This is a genomic window from Bacillus sp. FSL R10-2780 (assembly GCF_038006125.1).
Taxonomy (GTDB): domain Bacteria; phylum Bacillota; class Bacilli; order Bacillales; family Bacillaceae_G; genus Bacillus_A; species Bacillus_A cereus_U.
Window position 1 is genome coordinate 3,800,477 of record NZ_JBBOUQ010000001.1, and the last position, 20,866, is coordinate 3,821,342.

Below are 20,866 nucleotides of genomic sequence, written 5' to 3' on the forward strand. Positions count from 1 at the left end.
TCTCCCCCTCTGCCTTTTTATAAAGCTCGACTAATTACAAGCTTTTGTATTTCGCTCGTTCCTTCATATATTTGTGTGATCTTCGCATCACGGAAAAATCTTTCTACTGGATAATCTTTCGTATAACCATAACCACCAAATACTTGCACTGCTTCAATCGCAACTTCAACAGCCGTCTTAGAAGCAAATAATTTCGCAATAGAAGCTTCTTTACCGCATGGTAATCCTTGTGCTCTTAGCGATGCCGCTCTGTATACAAGTAATCGCGCTGCTTCTACGCTAGTCGCCATATCTGCAAGTTTGAATCCGATTCCTTGCTGCGCCGCAATTGGCTTTCCGAATTGCTCACGCTCTTTCGCATAATCAATCGCACTTGCAAGCGCCGCTTCCGCGATTCCTAATGCCTGCGCTCCGATTCCAATTCGCCCAACATCTAAATTCGCCATTGCCACCTTAAATCCTTGTCCTTCTTCACCAAGTAAATTCTCAGCCGGCACTTTCATATCTTCAAACGTAAGTTGCACTGTACGAGAACCAAGAAGCCCCATCTTATGCTCATCTTTTCCGATGATTAAGCCTGGTGTATCTTTCTCTACTATAAATGCTGAAATCCCGCTTTTCCCCGCCTCTGGATTTGTAGACGCGAAGACGATATATGTACTTGCTTCACCACCATTTGTAATAAAGACTTTCGATCCATTAATGATGTAGTGATCGCCTTTCTTTACAGCTCTTGATTTCAAACTGCCTGCATCTGATCCTGCATTCGGTTCTGTTAGAGCAAATGCGCCTAAATATTCACCAGTCGCCAGTTTAGAAACATACTTCTGCTTCTGTTCTTCTGTTCCGAAATACAAAATCGGGTTCATTCCAACTGACGTATGTACAGCTAAAATTACACCAACCGTTGCACTTATCTTTGAAATTTCCTCAATTGCTAAAATATAAGAAATAAAATCCATTTCTGCCCCGCCATATTTTGCAGGCGCTGGAATACCCATTAGTCCAAGCTCACCCATCTTTTGCAAAATCTCTTTTGGGAACACCCCTTGTTCCATACTAGGAACAAAGGGAGCTATTTCCTTCTGCGCAAAATCTCGAACCATTTTCCTCATTATTTGTTGCTCTTCAGTAAAATGAAAATTCATGTACTTCGCCTCCGTTTGCTATATATCTTTTTAATAATTTGGTAAGACCACTACTTTAATAAAGGGAGGAATTTATTCGTAAACGTAGAAACCACGACCCGTTTTACGTCCTAACCATCCTGCATTCACATACTTACGTAATAATGGACATGGGCGATATTTACTATCTCCTAATCCTTCATGCAACACTTCCATAATGTATAAACACGTATCTAAACCGATAAAATCAGCTAATGTAAGTGGTCCCATCGGATGATTCATACCGAGTTTCATTACTTCATCAATCGCTTCTTTCGTCGCTACACCTTCATATAACGTATAGATTGCTTCGTTAATCATCGGTAATAAAATACGGTTCGATACAAACCCTGGGAAATCATTTACTTCAACTGGCACTTTCCCGATTTTTTTCGTAATATCCTCAATCGTTTCGTACACTGCATCATCTGTAGCTAAACCACGAATAATTTCAACAAGTTTCATAACTGGAACTGGATTCATAAAGTGCATGCCGATTACTTTCTCAGGACGTTTCGTTACCGCTGCAATTTCCGTAATTGGTAGCGATGACGTATTCGTCGCTAAAATTGCGTGTTCTGGAGCAATTTCATCTAGATTCGCAAAAATTTTCTTTTTAATATCCATTTTCTCAACAGCTGCTTCAATAATAAGATCCGCTTCTTTGACACTATTTAAATCGAGCGTCCATGTAAGACGATTTAAAGTCGCTTCTTTCTCTTCTTCCTTCATACGACCTTTTTCTACTTGGCGGGCTAAATTTTTCGAAATAACAGCTAGCCCTCTATCTAATTGCTCTTGCTTTAAATCTTGTACTTTCACATCATAGCCTGCCATTGCACACACTTGTGCGATACCTGAACCCATTTGCCCTGCACCAATTACAACTATTTTTTGTACACCCATTCTTTCTTCCCCCTTAATATAAGTTGTTAATAAACCGAAAATTTCCTGAACGTAAATTAATGAACCTCAATCATCACTGCATCACCTTGACCTCCACCGCTACAAATAGAAGCAATTCCAATTCCGCCGCCGCGCTGCTTCAGTGCATGGATAAGTGTAACGATAATACGTGCTCCGCTCGCTCCAATTGGATGCCCCATTGCTACAGCACCACCATTTACATTCAATTTTTCCGGATCGATTCCTGCGATTTCTGTACTTGCAATTGCTACAGCCGCAAATGCCTCATTGATTTCAAATAGATCTATGTCTTCAATTGTCTTACCTGTCTTTTTCAGCAATTCATTAATTGCATAACCTGGTGTTCTTGGGAAATCCTTCGATTCTACCGCAATCGCCGTATGCGCCAAAATTGTCGCTAATGGCTTTCTTCCTTCTTGCTTCGCTCTGTCCTCGCTCATTAATACAAGCGCAGCACCGCCATCATTTAGTCCAGGAGCATTACCAGCTGTCACCGACGACGTCTTATCAAAAACAGGCTTTAATTTCGCTAATTTTTCAACCGTTGTATCTTCACGCGGCGCCTCATCCTTAGCCACGACGATAGGATCGCCTTTTCTTTGCTGAATTGTTACTGGTACAATCTCCTCTTCAAAACGACCTTCCTTATGTGCCGAAACCGCACGTTGATGGCTACGATATGCCCATTCATCTTGTGCTTCGCGGGAGATCCCATCCTCGTTTGCAACTTCTCCGCCATAAACACCCATGTGTATACCTGAAAATGCGCATGTTAAACCGTCTGCAACGTTTAAATCGATAACTTCGTTGTTACCCATTCTGTATCCCCATCTTGCCCCTCGTAAAATGTAAGGGCTGTTACTCATCGATTCCATTCCACCAGCTACAATCAGTGATTGATCACCAGTACGAATAATTTGATCCGCTAACGTAACTGCGCGAAGTCCTGATGCACAAACTTTATTTACTGTTTCTGTCTGCACTTCCCAAGGAATGCCGGCCGCTCTTGCTGCTTGGCGTGATGGAATTTGTCCTTGCCCTCCTTGGATAACCGTTCCAAATATAACTTCTTCAACATCACTAGCGGAAACATTCGCTCTTTCAAGCGCTGCCTTAATTGCGATTCCTCCAAGTTCTGTTGCTTTCACGTCTTTTAAAGTTCCTCCAAATTTTCCAACCGGTGTTCTTGCAGCACTTAAAATAACTGTTTTACTCATGTTTCTTTCCCCCATTTCTTTTTTTAGCACCGAGCGCTCGCTCGGCATTCCTACGCTTAGAAGAGGTGCAATTATTGCACCTCTTTCTAAAGTTGGATGCATTCCTACAAACTACATTGCTTCTTTCTTCTGTCCGATAACTGAGCGTTCTAAAATCTCTGTTACGTCCAGAGTTTGAACTGTTTCTTCAACTTCTTTCGCTTTCGTACCGTCACTAATCATCGTTAAGCAATACGGGCATCCTGTACCGATAATTGACGGCTGCACAGCTAGCGCTTGTTCTGTACGAGCAACGTTAATACGAGAACCTGCCGTTTCTTCCATCCACATTAGGCCACCACCCGCACCACAGCACATTCCCGTTTCACGGTTACGCGCCATTTCTACAAGGTTTACACCTGGAATTGCTTTTAGAATATCGCGCGGTGCTTCGTATACTTCGTTGTATCTTCCTAAGTAACAGGAATCATGATACGTAACTGTCTCTTCAATAGAATGGACAGGTTTTAAACGTCCTTCCTTCACCCACTGAGCTAGTAATTCTGTATGATGATAGACTTCTGCTTGTAAGCCAAAGTCCGGGTACTCATTTTTAAAAGTGTTATAAGCATGAGGGTCAATCGTAACGATTTTCTTCACTCCTGCTTTTTCAAATTCTTCAATATTTTTAGTCGCCATTTCCTGGAATACAAATTCATTTCCAAGGCGGCGCGGTGTATCACCAGAGTTCTTTTCCTTATTACCAAGAATTGCGAATGAAATGCCTGCTTCGTTCATTAGCTTCGCAAATGATATCGCAATCTTCTGACTGCGATTGTCATACGAACCCATTGACCCAACCCAGAATAAGTATTCAAACTCTTCGCCAGCTTTTGATTTCTCCTTTACAGTTGGAACTGTTACTTCATCGTCACCTTGGCGCCATGTTTCACGCTCTTTACGATTCAGTCCCCACGGATTCCCTTGACGCTCAATGTTTGTCATTGCACGCTGCGCTTCCGCGTCCATCTTCCCTTCTGTTAAAACGAGATAGCGGCGTAAATCAATAATTTTGTCAACATGCTCATTCATAACTGGGCACTGGTCCTCACAGTTACGGCACGTTGTACATGCCCAAATCTCTTCTTCTGTAATAACATCTCCGATTAAACTTGGATCGTACGCTAGCGCTGTAGCCGCTGATTCTTGTTGTCCTTTTCCAGCTGCCATCATCGCTAACTGATTTCCTTGTGTATTATTAAAAGCAACAACTGGAACCCACGGTGCTTTTGATGTTACCGCTGCTCCTTTATCAGTTAAATGATCACGAAGTTTTAAAATTAAATCCATCGGTGATAACATTTTCCCTGTTCCTGTTGCCGGACACATATTTGTACAACGACCACATTCGACGCAAGAATATAAGTCGATAAGTTGATTTTGTCTAAAGTCTTCAATTTTACCAACACCGAATGTTTCTTGCGTTTCATCTTCAAAATCGATTTTTTCAAGTTTTCCTGGATTTGAAAGACGACCAAAAAATACGTTAACTGGTCCAGCAATTAAATGCGCATGTTTTGATTGTGGTACATAAACTAAAAACGTTAACAGGATTAATAGATGCACCCACCAAGAGAAATAGAACACTGAAATGGCTACGGTTTCATTTATCCCTGAGAAAACGTAAGCGATTGCAGAAGCGATTGGTTCACTCCACGAAAGCTCTTCGCCATGCCATATAATTCCCATTCCATTACCAAGTAGCACAGAAATCATTAAGCCACCGATAAAGATAAGGACAAGACCTGATTTGAAATTACGTTTTAAACGAACAAGCTTTTCAACATAGCGTCTATGAAAAGCCCAAAAGACTGCAATTAAAATAACAAGTGTGACAATTTCCTGGAAGAATGTAAATGCAGGATATAGTGGTCCAAGTGGAAGATGTGATCCTGGTGCGAGCCCTTTCCAAACGAAGTCAATTGCTCCAAATTGGACAAGAATAAATCCGTAAAAGAACATAACGTGAATGATGCCGCTCTTTTTATCTTTCAGCAGCTTTTTTTGACCGAAAACATTGACCTTAAGGAGATCCCAACGTTCTTTAAAACGACGGTCAAATTCAATCTTTTTTCCTAATTGTATGTAGGCCATCCTCGTTCGTATAAGATATACAAACAAATATCCCGCATAAGCAATAACAGCAATGGCAGCCAGCCAATTAATGATTAGTAAGCTATTCATTTTATGCTACCCCTCTCTTTGTAAGCCCTCTTCCTTTTTTAGAATCTTCGAAAATATATAATTTTCTGAATTGTATCCCCTATTTCCATTATATAATGAGTGAGCATTCAGTCAACAGTTTTTTGTTATACAACAACACATTTTTTAATAAAGCTGTTTATTTCGGTGAAACTATAAAGTGAAACTTTAATCGGCGGGGCTGTTCATACCCAATGATTATTAGCCTACACCAATCAGGCTTTTACGGGCAGCCCTAATCCCAACCAACTTCTTTGCTTTAACCCAATTTTGAGGTGGGAGTCTTACTGCCCGAAAATAGCGGAATAAAGTAAAGTTTTAATTTATAAAAAACTGATGGTGAAAAGACCGTGAAGGAGGGAATTTACTTATGTTCTTCTTATCTCTCTTGTTATTAGGCAGCGCTCTCTGGATTACAATCGACCTTTCATACGGGAGAATTCTTCATTTAAAGCGCGTACGTTCTCGTTCTTTCTCTTTACGTCAAAGTGATTTTCGCCTTTATACATACGGAAATGATCTGTACGATGCTCTCTTTACTGATATAAAACAAGCTAAACACCATGTGCACGTCTTATTTTTTATTGTAAAAAACGATGACATAAGTCGTAAATTTTTAAAGTTACTTATCGATAAAGCACAAGAAGGAATTGAAGTAAGACTTTTACTCGACCGGTTTGGAAGTCATTATTTATCAAAAGAAGCGGTTTACTCCCTACAAAAGCATGGTGTCTCTTTTTCATTTTGTCACAAAGTAAAATTTCCTTTTCTTTTCTTTTCTGCCAATCAAAGAAATCATAGAAAAATTACAGTTATTGACGGGAAAATTGGTTATATTGGTGGATTTAATATCGGCGAGGAATATTTAGGGCACAATCAAAAGTTAGGGTTATGGAGAGATTATCATTTACGTCTTACAGGTGAAGGGATACAAGATTTACAAAAACAATTTTTACATGACTGGTTTGATGATACGAACCAAAACTTATTAGATTCCTCTCTTTATTTTCCAGAACAACAACCTGGTGCTATTCTACATCGCTTCATCCCTACTGATGGTGCCTATTTACAAAATACATTTTTACATTTAATCGAAAGCGCGGAAAAAGAACTCTTTATCGGTACACCATATTTTATTCCTGGAAAAAAAATTATGAACGCATTATTAAAAGCACGAAAACGTGGGGTTCAAATAACTATTCTCGTTCCACAAAAGGCAGATCACGCCCTCGTTCGAGAAGCAAAATTCCCATATTGCCGAAAGTTAATACAAGCTGGTTGTAATATTTACGCTTTTCAGCAAGGATTTTTCCACGCAAAAATTATTATAGTAGATGATCATATTTGTGATATCGGAACTGCTAATTTCGATATGAGAAGTTTATATAGTAACCATGAAATCAATTGCCTTTTATACGATAAACATTTCATACAAGAAGTAAAAAGCAAATTCGAGGAAGATTTGGGACGCTCCTCATTACTTTCCTTTGAAGATGTCAGCCCTCTCTCCATTATTGATAGAGGAAAGGAATGGATAGGAACGATACTCGCGTTCTTTTTATAGGGAAATTTCAAGAGCCAAAGAGGTGAATCACATATGATAATGCGATTTGGATATGTCTCACATGCTACGGCATTATGGGACTGTTCGCCTGCCAAAACAATGACATTTACAAGCTGGAAAAAACTAAAAAAACAAGAGCGTGAAGATAAATTATATAATGTCACACTGCAAAATCTAGAACACACAATACGCATCCTTCATTACAATATTGCACACGAAATTCCATTATATCGTTTATCATCTTCTATCGTCCCGCTTGCAACACATCCTGAAGTTAAATTTGATTACATTCAACTATTTGCTCCGCTATGGCGTAAAATAGGAGCATTAATTCAAGAACACAATTTACGCGTAAGTTTTCATCCCAATCAATTCACACTATTTACAAGCGACAAACCACATATTACAACTAATGCAATTACAGATATGACCTATCATTATAACGTGTTAAATGCTATGGGAATTGCAGATTCTTCCTACATTAATATCCATGTAGGTGGCGCGTATGGAAATAAGGAGAAGGCAATCGAACGTTTTCATGAAAACATACAACAACTTCCTTACCATATAAAAAGACAAATGACTCTTGAAAATGACGATAAAACATATACAACTTCTGAAACTTTGGCTATTTGTCAAAAAGAAAAAATCCCTTTCGTGTTCGATTATCATCATCACATAGCGAACCTTTGTAATGAACCGCTAGAAGAATTACTTCCTATGATATTTAAAACTTGGTCACATACAAATGTCCTTCCTAAAGTTCATATTTCTTCTCCTAGATCTGAAAAAGAATTTAGGGCCCACGCAGATTATATTGATTTAGAGTTTATTAAACCTTTTTTGCACATTACAAAAAAAATTGATCATGATTTCGATATTATGATTGAAAGTAAACAAAAGGATTTAGCACTTCTTCAGTTAATAGATGAAATCGCTTCTATAAGAGGGATAAAAAGAAAAAACGGCGCAACGTTACAATGGTAATTTGTAACACTGCGCTATTTTTTCAAAAAAAGTAATTCTTATAGCAAAAAACATCCCAATTTATATGCTATTATTTAAATTAGCATTTTCCCCCTGCGATTCAACTTTATTGAAACGGAGTCATAATATGATTAATCAAAAAAAATATGTACAATTTGTCATGATGTATATAATTATATTTTCTCTTTGGATATTCCTTATCCCTAGGGATTTAAATATAAAAGAAATTGGAATTCTCTTCTTATTTTGGTTTGCTACACTCTTTTCTTGCTATTGCTTATATAAAGCAATTAAAAAGATGAAGCACGGTGACAAACTATTTTGGGTTCTAGTACTATGCACTTGTATATGTGGATTAGCTATGGAGATAACTTTATTTCTTCATTCACTTTCTATATATGATCAAGTCATATTCTCATATAAGGCATTGCCTTTTTTCATCATACAATATATTTTGCTCTTTTCTGGCTTTGCTATAAAGTTTATAAAACATTACTCTATTAGAGGCCTTGCTCAATTTTCATTCGATAGCATCTTTATTGTTATTATGAATATTTATTTTACCTTAACTTTTATTTTAGATATTTCCAGCTTTCGTATGTTGACGAAGGACACGTGGCTTTTGATTGGGTATTTTATCGCACAATCATTAGTAATTTACGCCGTTATTAGCCTATATAGGAGAGAGCAGTATTCTTCTAGCAGAATCTCATTAATTATCGGCTTTACTATCATACTTGTTTACGGATATATACACTTGCTTCAGATAACCTCAGGAATGGAAACTTCTTCTGAAGTCTCTTATTTAATACATACTGCTTCGATTTTACTAATCGGTTTATCATCCATATTGTACATTTTGGATAAACCCATGCAACATGAAACGAAAGCGAAATATTATCGATTCGATTATGTGCGCTTTATATTACCATATTTCAGTATAATCATTACCTTTGCCTTTATTCTTATTCAACCTTGGGATGATAAGTTCATGTTAATCGGTCTCGTATTATCACTCATCTTATTATTCCTACGACAACTTTACATGTGGAAAGATAATCAAGTACTAATCGATACGTACGAACAGTTGACTACACAACTAGAAGGAAAAGTTGAAGAAGGTGCATCTGCGTTATCAAAAAGTGAACAACGTTATACATCTTTATTCGAAGATCATCCTGATGCCGTTTTCTCTTTAAATATGAATGGCATTTTTCAACAATCTAATAAGGCTTGTGAAAGCTTATTTACTGCCTACTATTGTGAAGTCGAAAGCTATTCCCTTCTACACTTTATTGATTTAAAAGACCATGATCTACTAAAGAGAGCTTTACAAATAACTAAAGAAGGTAGACCACAAACTTTAGAGGTTCGTACAAAAGAAAAAGAAGGCTACTACTATTACCTTCACATTACACTCATCCCTACTTTCATAAATAAAGAAGTTGTTGGGATGTTTGGTATAGCACGTGATATTACAACTTTATATGAAAAACAAAAGCAAGTAGAGCATATGGCTTTCCATGATGCACTTACAGGACTACCGAATCGCCGGAAATTCGAAAAAGATTTAAAAACGATTTTAAATACAGCTCAAAACAACACTAATGACGTTGCGGTCATGTTCCTCGACTTAGATCGATTTAAAAAAATTAACGATCGACTCGGCCATGATGTCGGGGATTTATTATTAATTGAAGTAGCAAAAAGATTACGTGGATGTTTGCGTTCAAAAGATATCGTTGCCCGCCAAGGCGGAGATGAATTTACGATTCTATTACCAGATATGTACTCTGAAAAAAGTGCTTCTTTTATAGCTGAACAAATTTTAACTATTTTAAATAAGCCTTACTTTATTAAAGATGAAGAACTTTCTGTTACACCGAGTATCGGAATTGCGATGTACCCTGACTACGGAACCGATGTAACCGAATTAATGAAAAATGCAGATATGGCTATGTACCGAGCAAAAGCTAATGGAAAAAACAGATTCATTTTCTTCTCAAAAGAAATGAGTATTGCGCAAAATGAAATACACTTCCTAGAAGGTGAACTTTCAAAAGCTCTGCAACAAAATGAATTTTTCCTTGAATATCAACCGCAAGTAAATACAAAAACAAAACAAATTATCGGTTTTGAGGCATTAGTTCGCTGGAAACATCCAAAACTCGGAATTGTATCGCCTGCCCAATTCATTCCTCTAGCGGAGGAAACAGGATTTATTATTGAACTTGGTAATTGGATTTTACGTACCGCCTGCTTAGAAGCAAAAAAGTGGCATAACCAAGGATTTTCTCACTTAAAGGTTGGTGTAAATTTATCTGTTGTTCAATTTAATCACGCAGATTTAATATCAACTATTTCAAAAGTCTTGGAAGAAACAGAACTAAAGCCAGAAGCGCTAGATATTGAGATTACGGAAAGTATCGCAATTAATCAAAATCATTCTGTAATTGCTAAACTAGAAGAACTTCAAAATCTCGGTATCCAAATTTCAATTGATGACTTTGGAACTGGTTATAGTTCTTTAGCTTATTTAACGAAATATCCAATCAATACATTAAAAATTGCTCGAGAATTTATTTGTGGAATTACAAATAGCCCTTTAGAAGAAGCGATTATCGCTTCCATTATTACGCTATCAAAAGAATTAAATTTAGAGGTTATTGCGGAAGGTGTAGAAACAGAAGAACAATGGAAGTTTTTACACGAACAAAACTGTGACCACATTCAAGGATTCCTCTTTAGCAAACCTGTTTCTAGTAAAGATGTTTGGATGTTACTCAACGAAAAAACAACCGTCTAAGTAAGACGGTTGTTTTTTAATATTCAAAAGGTAGATCTGAAGCTAATTGTACCTCTTGATTATTATGAGAAATTACCTGGCTTTTCTCTAAAGCTGTATCTCCTAATGAAATACCCCATGCCATCGCTAACGTTAATAGACTACCAATAAGTAGTTTTTTCATATTCCATCACCCACATTTTTTCTTTTAATATATCATGAAAATTTATCCATACCGTATGCAATTATGCATATCCATTTTTTAGGGTGTTTATCTGTTGATTTTATTTGCAAGCGCTTCTTTATATACATGCATTTCTAATATATCAAAAAAGAAACTTGCTTTCTTATATGCATCTTCAATCTCTGCCCCATCATGCTCTAACTTCTCTAGGCATTCACCTCTTTGATAGTATAGCTGTCCAATTAATGCCATACTATTAATCCGGCACGATATTTCAATCGCTTTATTCACTTGATAAAGTGCTTCTTCATATTGGTTATCTAAGTATAATGCTTTCGCGTGATTATATCTTACCTTCACATCGAATTCTTCATTATTATGCAATGTTTCTACTTGCTTTAATATATCCTCAAATAACTCAATACTCTTCTTAAAATAGCCATTTTCAGCATAAATATTTGCAATCGCATTTTCTATATAAAGATTTTGATACACATCTATTCCCGTTAATTGTTGATTTAGTAGCTTTTTTAACTCTAGAATACAATATTCATAATCAATCTTCTTTAGCACATACGCAGATACATGATATTGCCATTGAAGAAACTGCTGAAACTCAGGATGATACTCTTCCTTTTTCAGCTCATTCCATACTTTATTATAAATCTCTTTATATTTCTTTTGCTTAAGAAGTATAATAATTCGATCTTTAAACTGCTTTTTCCTCTCGATATCGGAATAAATGAGTACCTCATAAAAATGAATAATGGGAACTTGTAACTTCGCTGCGATACCTTGCAATATATCCATACTTGGGTATACCGCGCCCGATTCAATTCTGCTCACTTCCGATTGATGACATACATTATCGGAGAGTTGTTTCTGTGTTAATCCTCTCATTACCCTAATTTTCTTTATTTCGCTTCCTAATTTTTCTGCATGCATACTTACTCACCATCCCATTATAACAATCTAATTTTTTTTAAGTTGTCATACCACTACAATAATGTGAATTCGACAATTTTTGATATGAAATAATGCATAATATATATAAAATTCCGCAAATTCCTCATACAATTCATCTCACATACACAATACAAGATTAGGAGTGTTATAGATGAATTATAGAAAACTTGCTAGTGCTTTCGTTACATTCGGTCTTCTTTGTCCTTTATCAACAGAAGCTATTCACGCTCAAGAATTAGATAAAAATGAAGTGAAAGTTGAAATTGCTCAGCCTGGTTTAACAATCGGAAAATTAACACAACCTCAAAACGATACAAAAGAGAATATTGCTAAAAAGTATTTAAAAGGTGAGGTAAATGGGGCTAAAGCTCAACAAGAGCAAGTTACTACTGAAAAGAATGTCGATTTTCAACCTACAAATACAGAAACAAAAGAAAATCAAACCGAATTACGCCTTGCACAAACATACAAAAACTATAAAGTATATGGTCAAGATCTCATTGTAAAAGTAGATAAAAATGGAGTAATTACAACTGTTAGTGGTAAAGTTGCCCAAAATTTAGACCAACAACTTAATCTTACTATAACAAATTTTTTGTCGAAAAATGAAGTAAAATCTAAATTACGCAATATACTTCAAATTCCAAGTGATGCGACAGAAACAGAATTTTCTAGCGAAACGGTAGTTTATACGAAAAAAGATGGGCACTATACATACGCAACGGTCCTTACATTTACTTATGAAAACAATGAACAAGTTATAAACGGAAATGCAATCATGGACTTACAAACTGGTGAAGTACTTTTCCAAGAAAAGTTTATTAAAAATAAAGAGAATAAAACTATTAATCAAGTAACAGCACCTAAACTATCACCAGCGAAAGAACAAGGAACTGGGAAAAATGCGCTACAAGAAAATGTATTATTTAATATCGCAAAAGGTACTGACGGAAAATTTTATTTAGCTGATTTATCCCGTGGAAATGGTATTTATATTTATAACGCAGACTATGCTGACTCTCTTGGTGGCAATAGCCAAGCCGGTTATCCAGGGACACTTATTTCAAGTAACACTTCGAACTTTGCAGATAAAGAAGCAGCTGGTGTTATGAAAAACATGAGCAATATTTACGACTATTTTAAGAAAGAACATAATCTAAAAAGTTACGATAATAAAGATTCAAAAGTTGTTGCTAGCGTCCACGGATTTGATTCTACTGAAGTTAGTGATGGTGTAAAAGAAAACTATGTAAATGCGTTTTGGCATCCAGGTTGGAATCAAATGGTCTTTGGTGACGGGCTAAATGGAAAATTAACCTCTGCTCTTGACGTAACAGCCCATGAATTTGGACATGCTGTATTTAGTGGTACGACGAAAAATAAAATTGTGCGATATCCAAGTGCTGAAACATCTGCGCTAAATGAAGGTTTAGCAGATTTTTGGGGTACACAAATAGAATATTACGTAAAGAAAGATAAAGGAAATTGGATTATGGGTGATACGTTAGGTGGTCTAACAATTCGTGACATCCCAGGGGAAATTGGTGACGGCGGCAACAAACTATATACAAACTTACAAGATTTCTATAATGATGGAAATAATCAAGAATCTCATGTGAATTCCGGAATCATTAGCCATGTATTATATCAATTAGCTGAAGGTAAAACGTATAACGGTATATCTGTTCAAAGACAAGGAAATGAAAAAGTAAGTAAAGTTGTTATGCGTGCATTGCAAAACTACGCAACTTCAGCAGAAGATTTTGAATCACTTCAATCTCACATTGTACAAGCTGCAAAAGACTTATATGGTAATACGACAGCAACAGAATTCGAAAAGGCTTTCCAAGCACATGGATATACAGCACTAGCAAAAATTAATAAAGTAGTAGAAGTACAACAAGGAAAATAAGAAAAAAAGAAGTTTACCGACTATAGGTAAACTTCTTTTTATATCCATCCCTTTTCTTCCGCAATTGTAATTGCCTCAATTCTATTTTTCGCGTCGAGCTTCGTTAACACTTCGGAAATATAATTACGTACTGTACCCGGTGAAAGATAAAGTGTTTTCGCAATTTCATTTGCCGTCTTTCCTTCTTTAGCAAGTAACAATACTTCTTTTTCACGATCTGATAATGGATTTTGCTCCTGCCATAAACCAAACATTAAATCTTGAGAAACCTCTCGTTTTCCCTTCATTACATTACGAATTGCTGCGGCTAAATCTTCACTCGGGCTATCTTTTAACAAATATCCGTGCACACCAGCTTTCATCGCCCTTTCAAAATACCCTGGCCTTGCAAATGTTGTTAAAATCATTACTTTGCATAATGATTTTTCTTTCTTTAAAGTTTCAGCAACATCCAATCCACTTTGAATCGGCATTTCAATATCCATAATACTTATATCCGGCTTTAACGATTCAATTAATTTTAACGCCTCTTCCCCGTTCGCAGCTTGCCCAATCACTTCCATATCATCTTCTAAATCAAGTAGGGCTCCTAATGCACCACGAAGCATCCGTTGATCTTCCGCAATAATAATTCGAATCATGCCCTCACCTCATCTTTTCCTGTTCTAATGACAACTGGTACTTTTACTGTTAATAGCGTCCCCGGATTAATCGTATCTAGCTCCACTAGACCGTCAATTAAGGCAATTCGTTCCTTTATACCACGAATGCCGTTTCCATCATGATTTTGCTCCTCTAAACCGACGCCATTATCTTCTACTTTTAAAATCAATTCACCTTGTGATTCTAATATAGAAACAATGCACACTGTCGCCTTACTATGCTTCACTACATTCGTAACTGCCTCACGTAAACACATACCTAAAATATTTTGCTCGATTGGCGATAACGAACTAGAATTAGCCTCCTGCTTTACTTCCAATTCAATATTGGCTGCTTGCAAAATCGCTTTTATTTGCTCAAGCTCTTCTTCTACTGTAATCATGCGCATATCAGAAATTAATTCCCTCAGCTGCTTTAAAGCGGTACGAGATGTTTGTGTAATTTCCTTCGCTTCCATACTTGCCCGCTCCGGATTTTTCACAATTAACTTCTCAACAAGCTGACTTTTTAAAGTAATAAGAGATAGTGTGTGTCCTAACGTGTCATGAAGATCTCTTGCAATTCGCTGACGTTCTTCACGTTTTACTAAATCTTTAATTTGTTCGTTTGCTTCGTTTAATTGATTCCTTAATACCTTTTTTTGATTAAAATTACGCATTCCAAATGGTGTAAGGAGCATTAAAATAAACATTGGGACTATATTCACTAAACTTGTAGTTGTTAGTTGATTAAAGTTTACAAATGTAAAAGCTCCCAGCATTACAATTAACAGGCCCCACAACAATCGAAATACTTTTTTACTTGGTGCAAATCCCATCGCACTTGCCGTAAAAAATCCAAAGAAAATCATAAAAGGATTATAAAATACAGCAAATAAAAAGGTTAGTAACATTTGAATACATGCCCATAAAATGAACGTCTTTTGAACGAAATAAAGTTGACGGTATGTGACAATGAAAACTATCAACATACCGATGCCAATTACAAGCTTCCATCCTGATACTTGTGTTAAATTATAAATTGGAAATAGCAGATACACGAGCCAAATATATGGGAAGAATCCCATATATTTTGGAAAAATCTCAATCCTCTTCTTCTCTATCATTTATACCGCTTCCTGTCTTTTTCTTATATATATTGATACTACAACAAATATAAGGAAATAACCTCCTAGTACCGCGATATTTTCCCATCCAATTGATTTTCCAGCTACAATATCCCATGCCCCGCTACCAAAATGATATGTTGGTGTCCATTCTCCAATAGTTCTTAATACTTTTGGGAATACTTCAATTGGCATCCATAATCCGCCAACTACAGCTAAGCTCATATTTAAAATATTAGCCAGGCCAGCAGCTGCATCCGCCTTTTTGATTGAACCTATTACTGTTCCGAGTGCTAAAAATGGTGTCACGCCTAATAATAACCATAATCCGGCACCAATCCATTGACCTACTGTTAACTCGACATTATTAATTAATATTCCTGCCATAAAAATAACTAAGATTGAAAAAGCATTCACTACTGTTTGAGCAATAATCTTTGCTGCTAAATATGCTCCCTCTGGAAGTGGTGTGATTTTTAAAAGATGTGTCCAGCCTTGCCCTTTTTCCTGAGAAAGTCTCACACCGAAACTAAAAAGTGCAGTCCCTACAATACTGAAAGTCGCCATTGAAATTAAATAATGAGCTTTCCAAGCATCTCCGTTTTGTGGGACTTGAATAACATTTGTGAAAATATAGTAAAACATAACTGGCATTAATAATGAGAAAAAGATAAATAATTTATTACGGAACGTACGCAAAACCTCTATTTTACATTGCATCCATAGTGCTCTCATGCGATTTCCCCCTTCTGATTTGCGACAAACTGTTCAAATGCTTCGTCGAGACTTCCACGTTCAACTGAAATATCTGTTACAGGTAAGTTCTTTTGATAAATTGCTTGTAACGTGGCATCAGTATCCTCCGTTGTTAAAATAATCCGCCCCTCATTTGACTGTACTCCTGTTACATTCGGCAATTCCTTTAGCAAGCCCATAGGGATACTTTCTTTCGAATAAAACGAAATCGTTTTTCGAGAAATCGTCGCTTTCATTTCATCTGGCGTACCATCTGCGATGATCTTTCCGTTCGCAAATAATAAAATCCGATCCGCTAAAGCATCTGCCTCTTCTAAATAGTGCGTCGTTAAAATAATCGTTTTCCCTTCACTTGCTAACTTTCTAATCGTTTCCCAAAATGTTTTTCGAGACGTAATATCCATTCCAACTGTCGGCTCATCTAAAAATAACAACTCTGGATTTCCTGCAAGTGCCAGTGCAAAATTTAACCTTCTCTTTTGGCCACCCGATAATTTCTCACATCTTTGCTTTCGCTCTGATTCTAAATTTGATAACTGAAGTAATGTTTCTTTCGCTACTGGATTCGTATAATAACTACGGAATAACTCGATTGCTTCTTCTACCGTGATACTATCAATCACACTTACTTCTTGTAGCATCGCACCGAGGCTATTACGAGCATCTCTATGCTTCGGACTCTTTCCAAATATAGAGACATTCCCCTCTGTCGGATCTTTTAATCCGAGCATCATTGAAATTGTCGTTGTTTTCCCCGCACCATTTGGACCGAGTAATGCTACTATTTGCCCTTTATTTACATGAAATGAAACGTTATTTACTGCTTTTTTATGTTTAAATGTTTTAGAAACACCATTTACTTCAATAATCTTTTCCATCTCTCCACCCCCGCCGTTTCTTATATTTACATTGTATTCCTTGGAAAAGTTAGGAAACAGTATGATGCGTCATGACATCAATATGACAATTGTCATGTATTCTCTATGAGCAGAATCACCCCGCATACCGCACGCAAGTAGCAGGAGCAAAATAAACATGATACAATCGGATAAGATATATATTCGAGGAAGGACAGTGGTTTTCATGATTATTCGTAATGAACAAGATTTAGAAGGTTTACGAAAAATCGGCCGCATCGTTGCACTTGCACGCGAAGAAATGAAAAAGCAAGCGAAGCCAGGTATGACAACGAAAGAGCTTGATTTAATTGGTAAAAAAGTATTAGATGAGCACGGTGCTATGTCAGCACCTGAAAAAGAATATAAATTCCCAGGTGTAACTTGCATTAGTGTGAACGAAGAAGTTGCTCACGGTATTCCAGGAGATCGTGTATTAAAAGAAGGCGACTTAGTAAACGTAGACGTATCAGCAGCACTTGACGGCTATTATGCAGATACAGGTATTTCATTTGTTCTTGGAGAAGATGAAGAAAAAGAAAAGCTTTGCCAAGCAGCAGTAGACTCATTTTGGGAAGCAATGAAAAAGGTAAAAGCTGGATCAAAACAAAATCAAATTGGTCGTGCTGTTTCTAACTTTGCACATAAAAGTGGATATAACGTTATTCAAAACTTAACTGGTCACGGCATCGGTCTTAGCTTACACGAAGCCCCAAATCACATCTTAAGCTACTATGATCCAATGGATAATGCACTTCTAAAAGACGGCCTTGTTATCGCTGTAGAACCATTCATCTCTATGAAAGCTGATCATATTATTGAGCGCGGTGATGATGGTTGGACATTCGTTACACCAGATAAAAGCCTTGTTGCACAATGTGAACATACAGTTGTTGTAACACGCGGTGAACCGATTATTTTAACAGAAATATAATAAAAAAACAGCCGTTTTGTAGATTCCTGCTACTGAAACGGCTGTTTTTTTATTATTTTTATGCATGTAAAAGCTTATATAAATAAAAAGGTGGTGCATCAAAGCATCACCTTTTTAACGGGGTGAGGCTGTCCAAAAGTACAGAAAACTCTTGAACAGCCTCGTATTTTCATATGGATGCCTTACATATATCACTGATGATAATTATGAAATGCGGAAACATAGTTACCATCACATGATTCAAACAAAAGAAAAGAAACCCTATAACGGATCTCTTTTCCCTACATAATCTAAAGTTTGGGTACACTAGATTCATGCAATGTAGGAGCCTTCAGAACAGAAAGCGATCCTTCATTTAAAATGATAGCATACATATATCCGCTAAAAATATGCAAATATGCATATAGCGTTTTTTCATTTCTCAACATACATTTATTTAAAATTCATACATATAAAGGTAAAATAAAGTCGTTATCCGTCTTCTTTTGTCAGTCAGAGAGAATAGAAGAATGGGAGAGGAAAAAATGAGAAAATTACTGAAACAAAAAATAGTAAGCTCCTTGCTTGCTGTATCACTCGCCGTTAGCTTAGCTCCAATCGGACAAGCAAAAGCTGATTCCACGTCAGAAATTACACAGACTCCACCTATTACAAAACAAGTTGATGCAAACCGCGCCATCGAGCATATCCGTTTCTTATCCGAAACAATCGGTCCCCGTCCAGGTGGTACAAAATCAGAAGAATGGGCTTCTCGCTATGTTGGTATGGAACTTAAATCATTGGGATATGAAGTAGAGTATCAGCCCTTTCAAGTGCCGGATCAATACGTTGGATTTATCGAATCACCATTAGGGACAAAGCGTAATTGGCAAGCTGGTGCTGCTCCAAGTGCACTAATTTCTACAGAGGCTGTTACAGCTCCGCTTATCTTTGTTCAAGGTGGTACAAAATTGGACGATATTCCAAATGAGGTAAACGGAAAAATTGTTTTATTCGAAAGAGGTGCAACAGTAGCAGATTATAATAAACAAGTTGAAAATGCTGTTAGTAAAGGGGCAAAAGGTGTTCTTTTATACAGCTTAATTGGAGGTCGTGGAAACTACGGACAAACTTTCAATCCTCGCTTAACTAAAAAGCAGTCTATCCCTGTCTTTGGTCTTGCTTATGCTCAAGGAAATGCATTTAAAGAAGAAATCGCTAAAAAAGAGACAACAATGCTTTCCCTAAAAGCGAGACATGAATCTAATTTAACATCTCTAAATGTCATCGCAAAAAAGAAACCAAAAAATAGTACAGGTAATGAAAAAGCTGTCGTTGTAAGTTCACACTATGATAGTGTCGTTGGAGCACCTGGGGCAAATGATAATGCTTCTGGTACAGGATTAGTATTAGAATTAGCTCGTGCTTTTCAAAATGTAGAAACTGATAAAGAAATTCGTTTTATTGCTTTTGGTTCTGAGGAAACTGGCTTACTTGGCTCTGATTATTATGTTAATAGTCTGTCCCAAAAGGAACGCGATCGAATTTTAGGTGTCTTTAACGCAGACATGGTTGCAACAAATTATGATACAGCAAAGAATTTATATGCAATGACTCCTGATGGCTCAACAAACCTTGTAACAGATGCTGCCTTACAAGCAGGTAAACAATTAAATAATGATCTCGTTCTTCAAGGAAAATTTGGCTCTAGTGATCACGTACCATTTGCTGAAGTGGGTATTCCTTCTGCACTATTTATTTGGATGGGCGTCGATAGTTGGAATCCATTAATCTATCATATCGAAAAGGTATATCACACGCCTCAAGATAACGTATTAGAGAATATTTCACCAGAACGTATGAAAATGGCATTAGAGGTCATTGGTACAGGCGTCTATAATAGCCTTCAACCTACCGTGAAAACAGGACAAAAAGCTGCTTAATACTATTTCAAGCCACCGATTAATCGGTGGCTGTTTATTGAGAAAAAATAAATATGCATAAAAGCATATTTATTACATGGTATTATCGCGTATAATTAAAATCGTAATATATAAATAAAAACACATTTATTACATAGCATTATCATGTAGAATAAAAATTGTAATAATATTGATTACATCTAATAAAGAGGTTTTTCAATTATGAAAAAATTATTCTTGCAGTTGTGTGAACTTTAACTTGAATTTCAGGAATTAATGCTTTTATTCCTGAAATAAACGTTGCAGCAGCTACTCAAGAACAAAGCTTTCCAAAATACTATTTCTAAATTAGCCATAAAAATGGCTATGCATTCATCTAAAACTTAATGGAACATGGTCATTGACCTTAAATTACATGAGATAGGACACCACATTCTAATCTTATGATAATAGACTTCTTAAAAGCAGCTTTATTATCGCTTTAGAGCCGCTTATCTCTATGAAAGCTGACCATATTATCGGGCCACTGATTAAGTCCAACTTGAAACTGTTCTCTTTTTTCTATAAAAAAACCCTTCAGGTTGCATTCTTCCCTTCACTTTATCGTGAAGTTTTTGAATACTTACCTAAAGGGCGTAATATCAATAGTAATTTTTCAACTT

16 protein-coding genes and 1 pseudogene are annotated in these 20,866 nt (G+C 36.5%); 7 read left to right on the forward strand and 10 right to left on the reverse strand.

What is annotated here, in order from left to right:
- Positions 1–17: 17 nt before the first annotated feature.
- The 4 genes from NSQ47_RS19900 to NSQ47_RS19915 form a co-directional block, all read right to left on the reverse strand.
- Positions 18–1,148 (reverse strand): acyl-CoA dehydrogenase, encoded by a 1,131-nt coding sequence (locus tag NSQ47_RS19900; protein ID WP_199709259.1) that lies wholly within the window; start codon positions 1,146–1,148, stop codon positions 18–20.
- A gap of 72 nt (positions 1,149–1,220) precedes the next feature.
- On the reverse strand, positions 1,221–2,072 hold the full coding sequence (locus tag NSQ47_RS19905) for a 3-hydroxybutyryl-CoA dehydrogenase (protein WP_002113074.1): 852 nt from the start codon (positions 2,070–2,072) through the stop codon (positions 1,221–1,223).
- A gap of 56 nt (positions 2,073–2,128) precedes the next feature.
- Complete coding sequence (locus tag NSQ47_RS19910; protein ID WP_088079762.1) at positions 2,129–3,412, reverse strand: acetyl-CoA C-acetyltransferase; 1,284 nt, start codon at positions 3,410–3,412, stop codon at positions 2,129–2,131.
- A gap of 9 nt (positions 3,413–3,421) precedes the next feature.
- Entirely contained in the window at positions 3,422–5,533 is a 2,112-nt protein-coding gene (locus NSQ47_RS19915) for a heterodisulfide reductase-related iron-sulfur binding cluster (protein ID WP_002198758.1), read from the reverse strand.
- 388 nt (positions 5,534–5,921) lie between these two features.
- Here NSQ47_RS19915 and cls point away from each other — a divergent pair, with 388 nt between their 5' ends.
- The 3 genes from cls (at position 5,922) to NSQ47_RS19930 (ending at position 10,908) form a co-directional block, all read left to right on the forward strand.
- Positions 5,922–7,115, forward strand: a complete 1,194-nt coding sequence (cls, locus tag NSQ47_RS19920; RefSeq protein ID WP_002113079.1) for a cardiolipin synthase — start codon at positions 5,922–5,924, stop codon at positions 7,113–7,115.
- Between the two features lie 33 nt (positions 7,116–7,148).
- Positions 7,149–8,102, forward strand: a complete 954-nt coding sequence (gene uvsE / locus NSQ47_RS19925; protein ID WP_199715297.1) for a UV DNA damage repair endonuclease UvsE — start codon at positions 7,149–7,151, stop codon at positions 8,100–8,102.
- A 127-nt stretch (positions 8,103–8,229) separates the two neighbouring features.
- Complete coding sequence (locus tag NSQ47_RS19930) at positions 8,230–10,908, forward strand: DUF4084 domain-containing protein (RefSeq protein WP_341037822.1); 2,679 nt, start codon at positions 8,230–8,232, stop codon at positions 10,906–10,908.
- 16 nt (positions 10,909–10,924) lie between these two features.
- Here the strand turns inward: NSQ47_RS19930 and NSQ47_RS19935 are convergent, their stop codons facing one another.
- Together NSQ47_RS19935 and NSQ47_RS19940 are read right to left on the reverse strand one after the other, a co-directional pair.
- The gene (locus tag NSQ47_RS19935; RefSeq protein ID WP_033714914.1) at positions 10,925–11,071 is read right to left on the reverse strand and encodes a quorum-sensing peptide PapR; all 147 of its coding nucleotides are present in this window, start codon (positions 11,069–11,071) and stop codon (positions 10,925–10,927) included.
- Positions 11,072–11,158: 87 nt separating this feature from the next.
- Positions 11,159–12,016 (reverse strand): helix-turn-helix domain-containing protein, encoded by an 858-nt coding sequence (locus tag NSQ47_RS19940; RefSeq protein WP_016106729.1) that lies wholly within the window; start codon positions 12,014–12,016, stop codon positions 11,159–11,161.
- 172 nt (positions 12,017–12,188) lie between these two features.
- Between NSQ47_RS19940 and NSQ47_RS19945 the strand changes: the two genes are divergently transcribed.
- Positions 12,189–13,949 carry a M4 family metallopeptidase gene (locus NSQ47_RS19945; RefSeq protein ID WP_341037823.1) on the forward strand — a complete coding sequence of 587 codons (1,761 nt, stop codon included), beginning with the start codon at positions 12,189–12,191 and terminating at the stop codon, positions 13,947–13,949.
- 38 nt (positions 13,950–13,987) lie between these two features.
- Here the strand turns inward: NSQ47_RS19945 and NSQ47_RS19950 are convergent, their stop codons facing one another.
- Genes NSQ47_RS19950 through NSQ47_RS19965 form a run of 4 tightly spaced genes read right to left on the reverse strand, consistent with a single transcriptional unit; the run spans position 13,988 to position 17,351 of the window.
- Positions 13,988–14,590, reverse strand: a complete 603-nt coding sequence (locus NSQ47_RS19950; RefSeq protein WP_131232876.1) for a response regulator transcription factor — start codon at positions 14,588–14,590, stop codon at positions 13,988–13,990.
- Positions 14,587–15,717, reverse strand: a complete 1,131-nt coding sequence (locus NSQ47_RS19955) for a sensor histidine kinase (protein WP_341037825.1) — start codon at positions 15,715–15,717, stop codon at positions 14,587–14,589. The genes NSQ47_RS19950 and NSQ47_RS19955 overlap by 4 nt, the downstream gene beginning before the upstream one ends.
- Positions 15,718–16,452 (reverse strand): ABC transporter permease, encoded by a 735-nt coding sequence (locus tag NSQ47_RS19960; protein WP_002113090.1) that lies wholly within the window; start codon positions 16,450–16,452, stop codon positions 15,718–15,720.
- Positions 16,449–17,351 (reverse strand): ABC transporter ATP-binding protein, encoded by a 903-nt coding sequence (locus tag NSQ47_RS19965; protein WP_341037827.1) that lies wholly within the window; start codon positions 17,349–17,351, stop codon positions 16,449–16,451. The genes NSQ47_RS19960 and NSQ47_RS19965 overlap by 4 nt, the downstream gene beginning before the upstream one ends.
- Before the next feature lie 157 nt (positions 17,352–17,508).
- On the opposite strand from NSQ47_RS19965, the gene map reads away from it, so the two are divergent.
- From map to NSQ47_RS19980, 3 genes and pseudogenes are all read left to right on the forward strand, one after another.
- Positions 17,509–18,303, forward strand: coding sequence for a type I methionyl aminopeptidase (map, locus tag NSQ47_RS19970; protein WP_098775394.1), 795 nt, complete (start codon positions 17,509–17,511; stop codon positions 18,301–18,303).
- Between the two features lie 524 nt (positions 18,304–18,827).
- Positions 18,828–20,225, forward strand: coding sequence for a M28 family metallopeptidase (locus tag NSQ47_RS19975; protein ID WP_341037829.1), 1,398 nt, complete (start codon positions 18,828–18,830; stop codon positions 20,223–20,225).
- 329 nt (positions 20,226–20,554) lie between these two features.
- Positions 20,555–20,724, forward strand: a pseudogene (locus NSQ47_RS19980) (type I methionyl aminopeptidase); the annotation flags it as partial.
- Positions 20,725–20,866 lie beyond the last annotated feature (142 nt).

Excerpts from the sequence above, each read along its gene's own strand:
- NSQ47_RS19900 (WP_199709259.1), bottom strand. The coding sequence starts at position 1,148 with ATGAATTTTCATTTTACTGAAGAGCAACAAATAATGAGGAAAATGGTT.
- NSQ47_RS19905 (WP_002113074.1), bottom strand. The coding sequence starts at position 2,072 with ATGGGTGTACAAAAAATAGTTGTAATTGGTGCAGGGCAAATGGGTTCA.
- NSQ47_RS19910 (WP_088079762.1), bottom strand. The coding sequence starts at position 3,412 with ATGCATCCAACTTTAGAAAGAGGTGCAATAATTGCACCTCTTCTAAGC.
- NSQ47_RS19915 (WP_002198758.1), bottom strand. The coding sequence starts at position 5,533 with ATGAATAGCTTACTAATCATTAATTGGCTGGCTGCCATTGCTGTTATT.
- cls (WP_002113079.1), top strand. The coding sequence starts at position 5,922 with ATGTTCTTCTTATCTCTCTTGTTATTAGGCAGCGCTCTCTGGATTACA.
- uvsE (WP_199715297.1), top strand. The coding sequence starts at position 7,149 with ATGATAATGCGATTTGGATATGTCTCACATGCTACGGCATTATGGGAC.
- NSQ47_RS19930 (WP_341037822.1), top strand. The coding sequence starts at position 8,230 with ATGATTAATCAAAAAAAATATGTACAATTTGTCATGATGTATATAATT.
- NSQ47_RS19935 (WP_033714914.1), bottom strand. The coding sequence starts at position 11,071 with ATGAAAAAACTACTTATTGGTAGTCTATTAACGTTAGCGATGGCATGG.
- NSQ47_RS19940 (WP_016106729.1), bottom strand. The coding sequence starts at position 12,016 with ATGCATGCAGAAAAATTAGGAAGCGAAATAAAGAAAATTAGGGTAATG.
- NSQ47_RS19945 (WP_341037823.1), top strand. The coding sequence starts at position 12,189 with ATGAATTATAGAAAACTTGCTAGTGCTTTCGTTACATTCGGTCTTCTT.
- NSQ47_RS19950 (WP_131232876.1), bottom strand. The coding sequence starts at position 14,590 with ATGATTCGAATTATTATTGCGGAAGATCAACGGATGCTTCGTGGTGCA.
- NSQ47_RS19955 (WP_341037825.1), bottom strand. The coding sequence starts at position 15,717 with ATGATAGAGAAGAAGAGGATTGAGATTTTTCCAAAATATATGGGATTC.
- NSQ47_RS19960 (WP_002113090.1), bottom strand. The coding sequence starts at position 16,452 with ATGAGAGCACTATGGATGCAATGTAAAATAGAGGTTTTGCGTACGTTC.
- NSQ47_RS19965 (WP_341037827.1), bottom strand. The coding sequence starts at position 17,351 with ATGGAAAAGATTATTGAAGTAAATGGTGTTTCTAAAACATTTAAACAT.
- map (WP_098775394.1), top strand. The coding sequence starts at position 17,509 with ATGATACAATCGGATAAGATATATATTCGAGGAAGGACAGTGGTTTTC.
- NSQ47_RS19975 (WP_341037829.1), top strand. The coding sequence starts at position 18,828 with ATGAGAAAATTACTGAAACAAAAAATAGTAAGCTCCTTGCTTGCTGTA.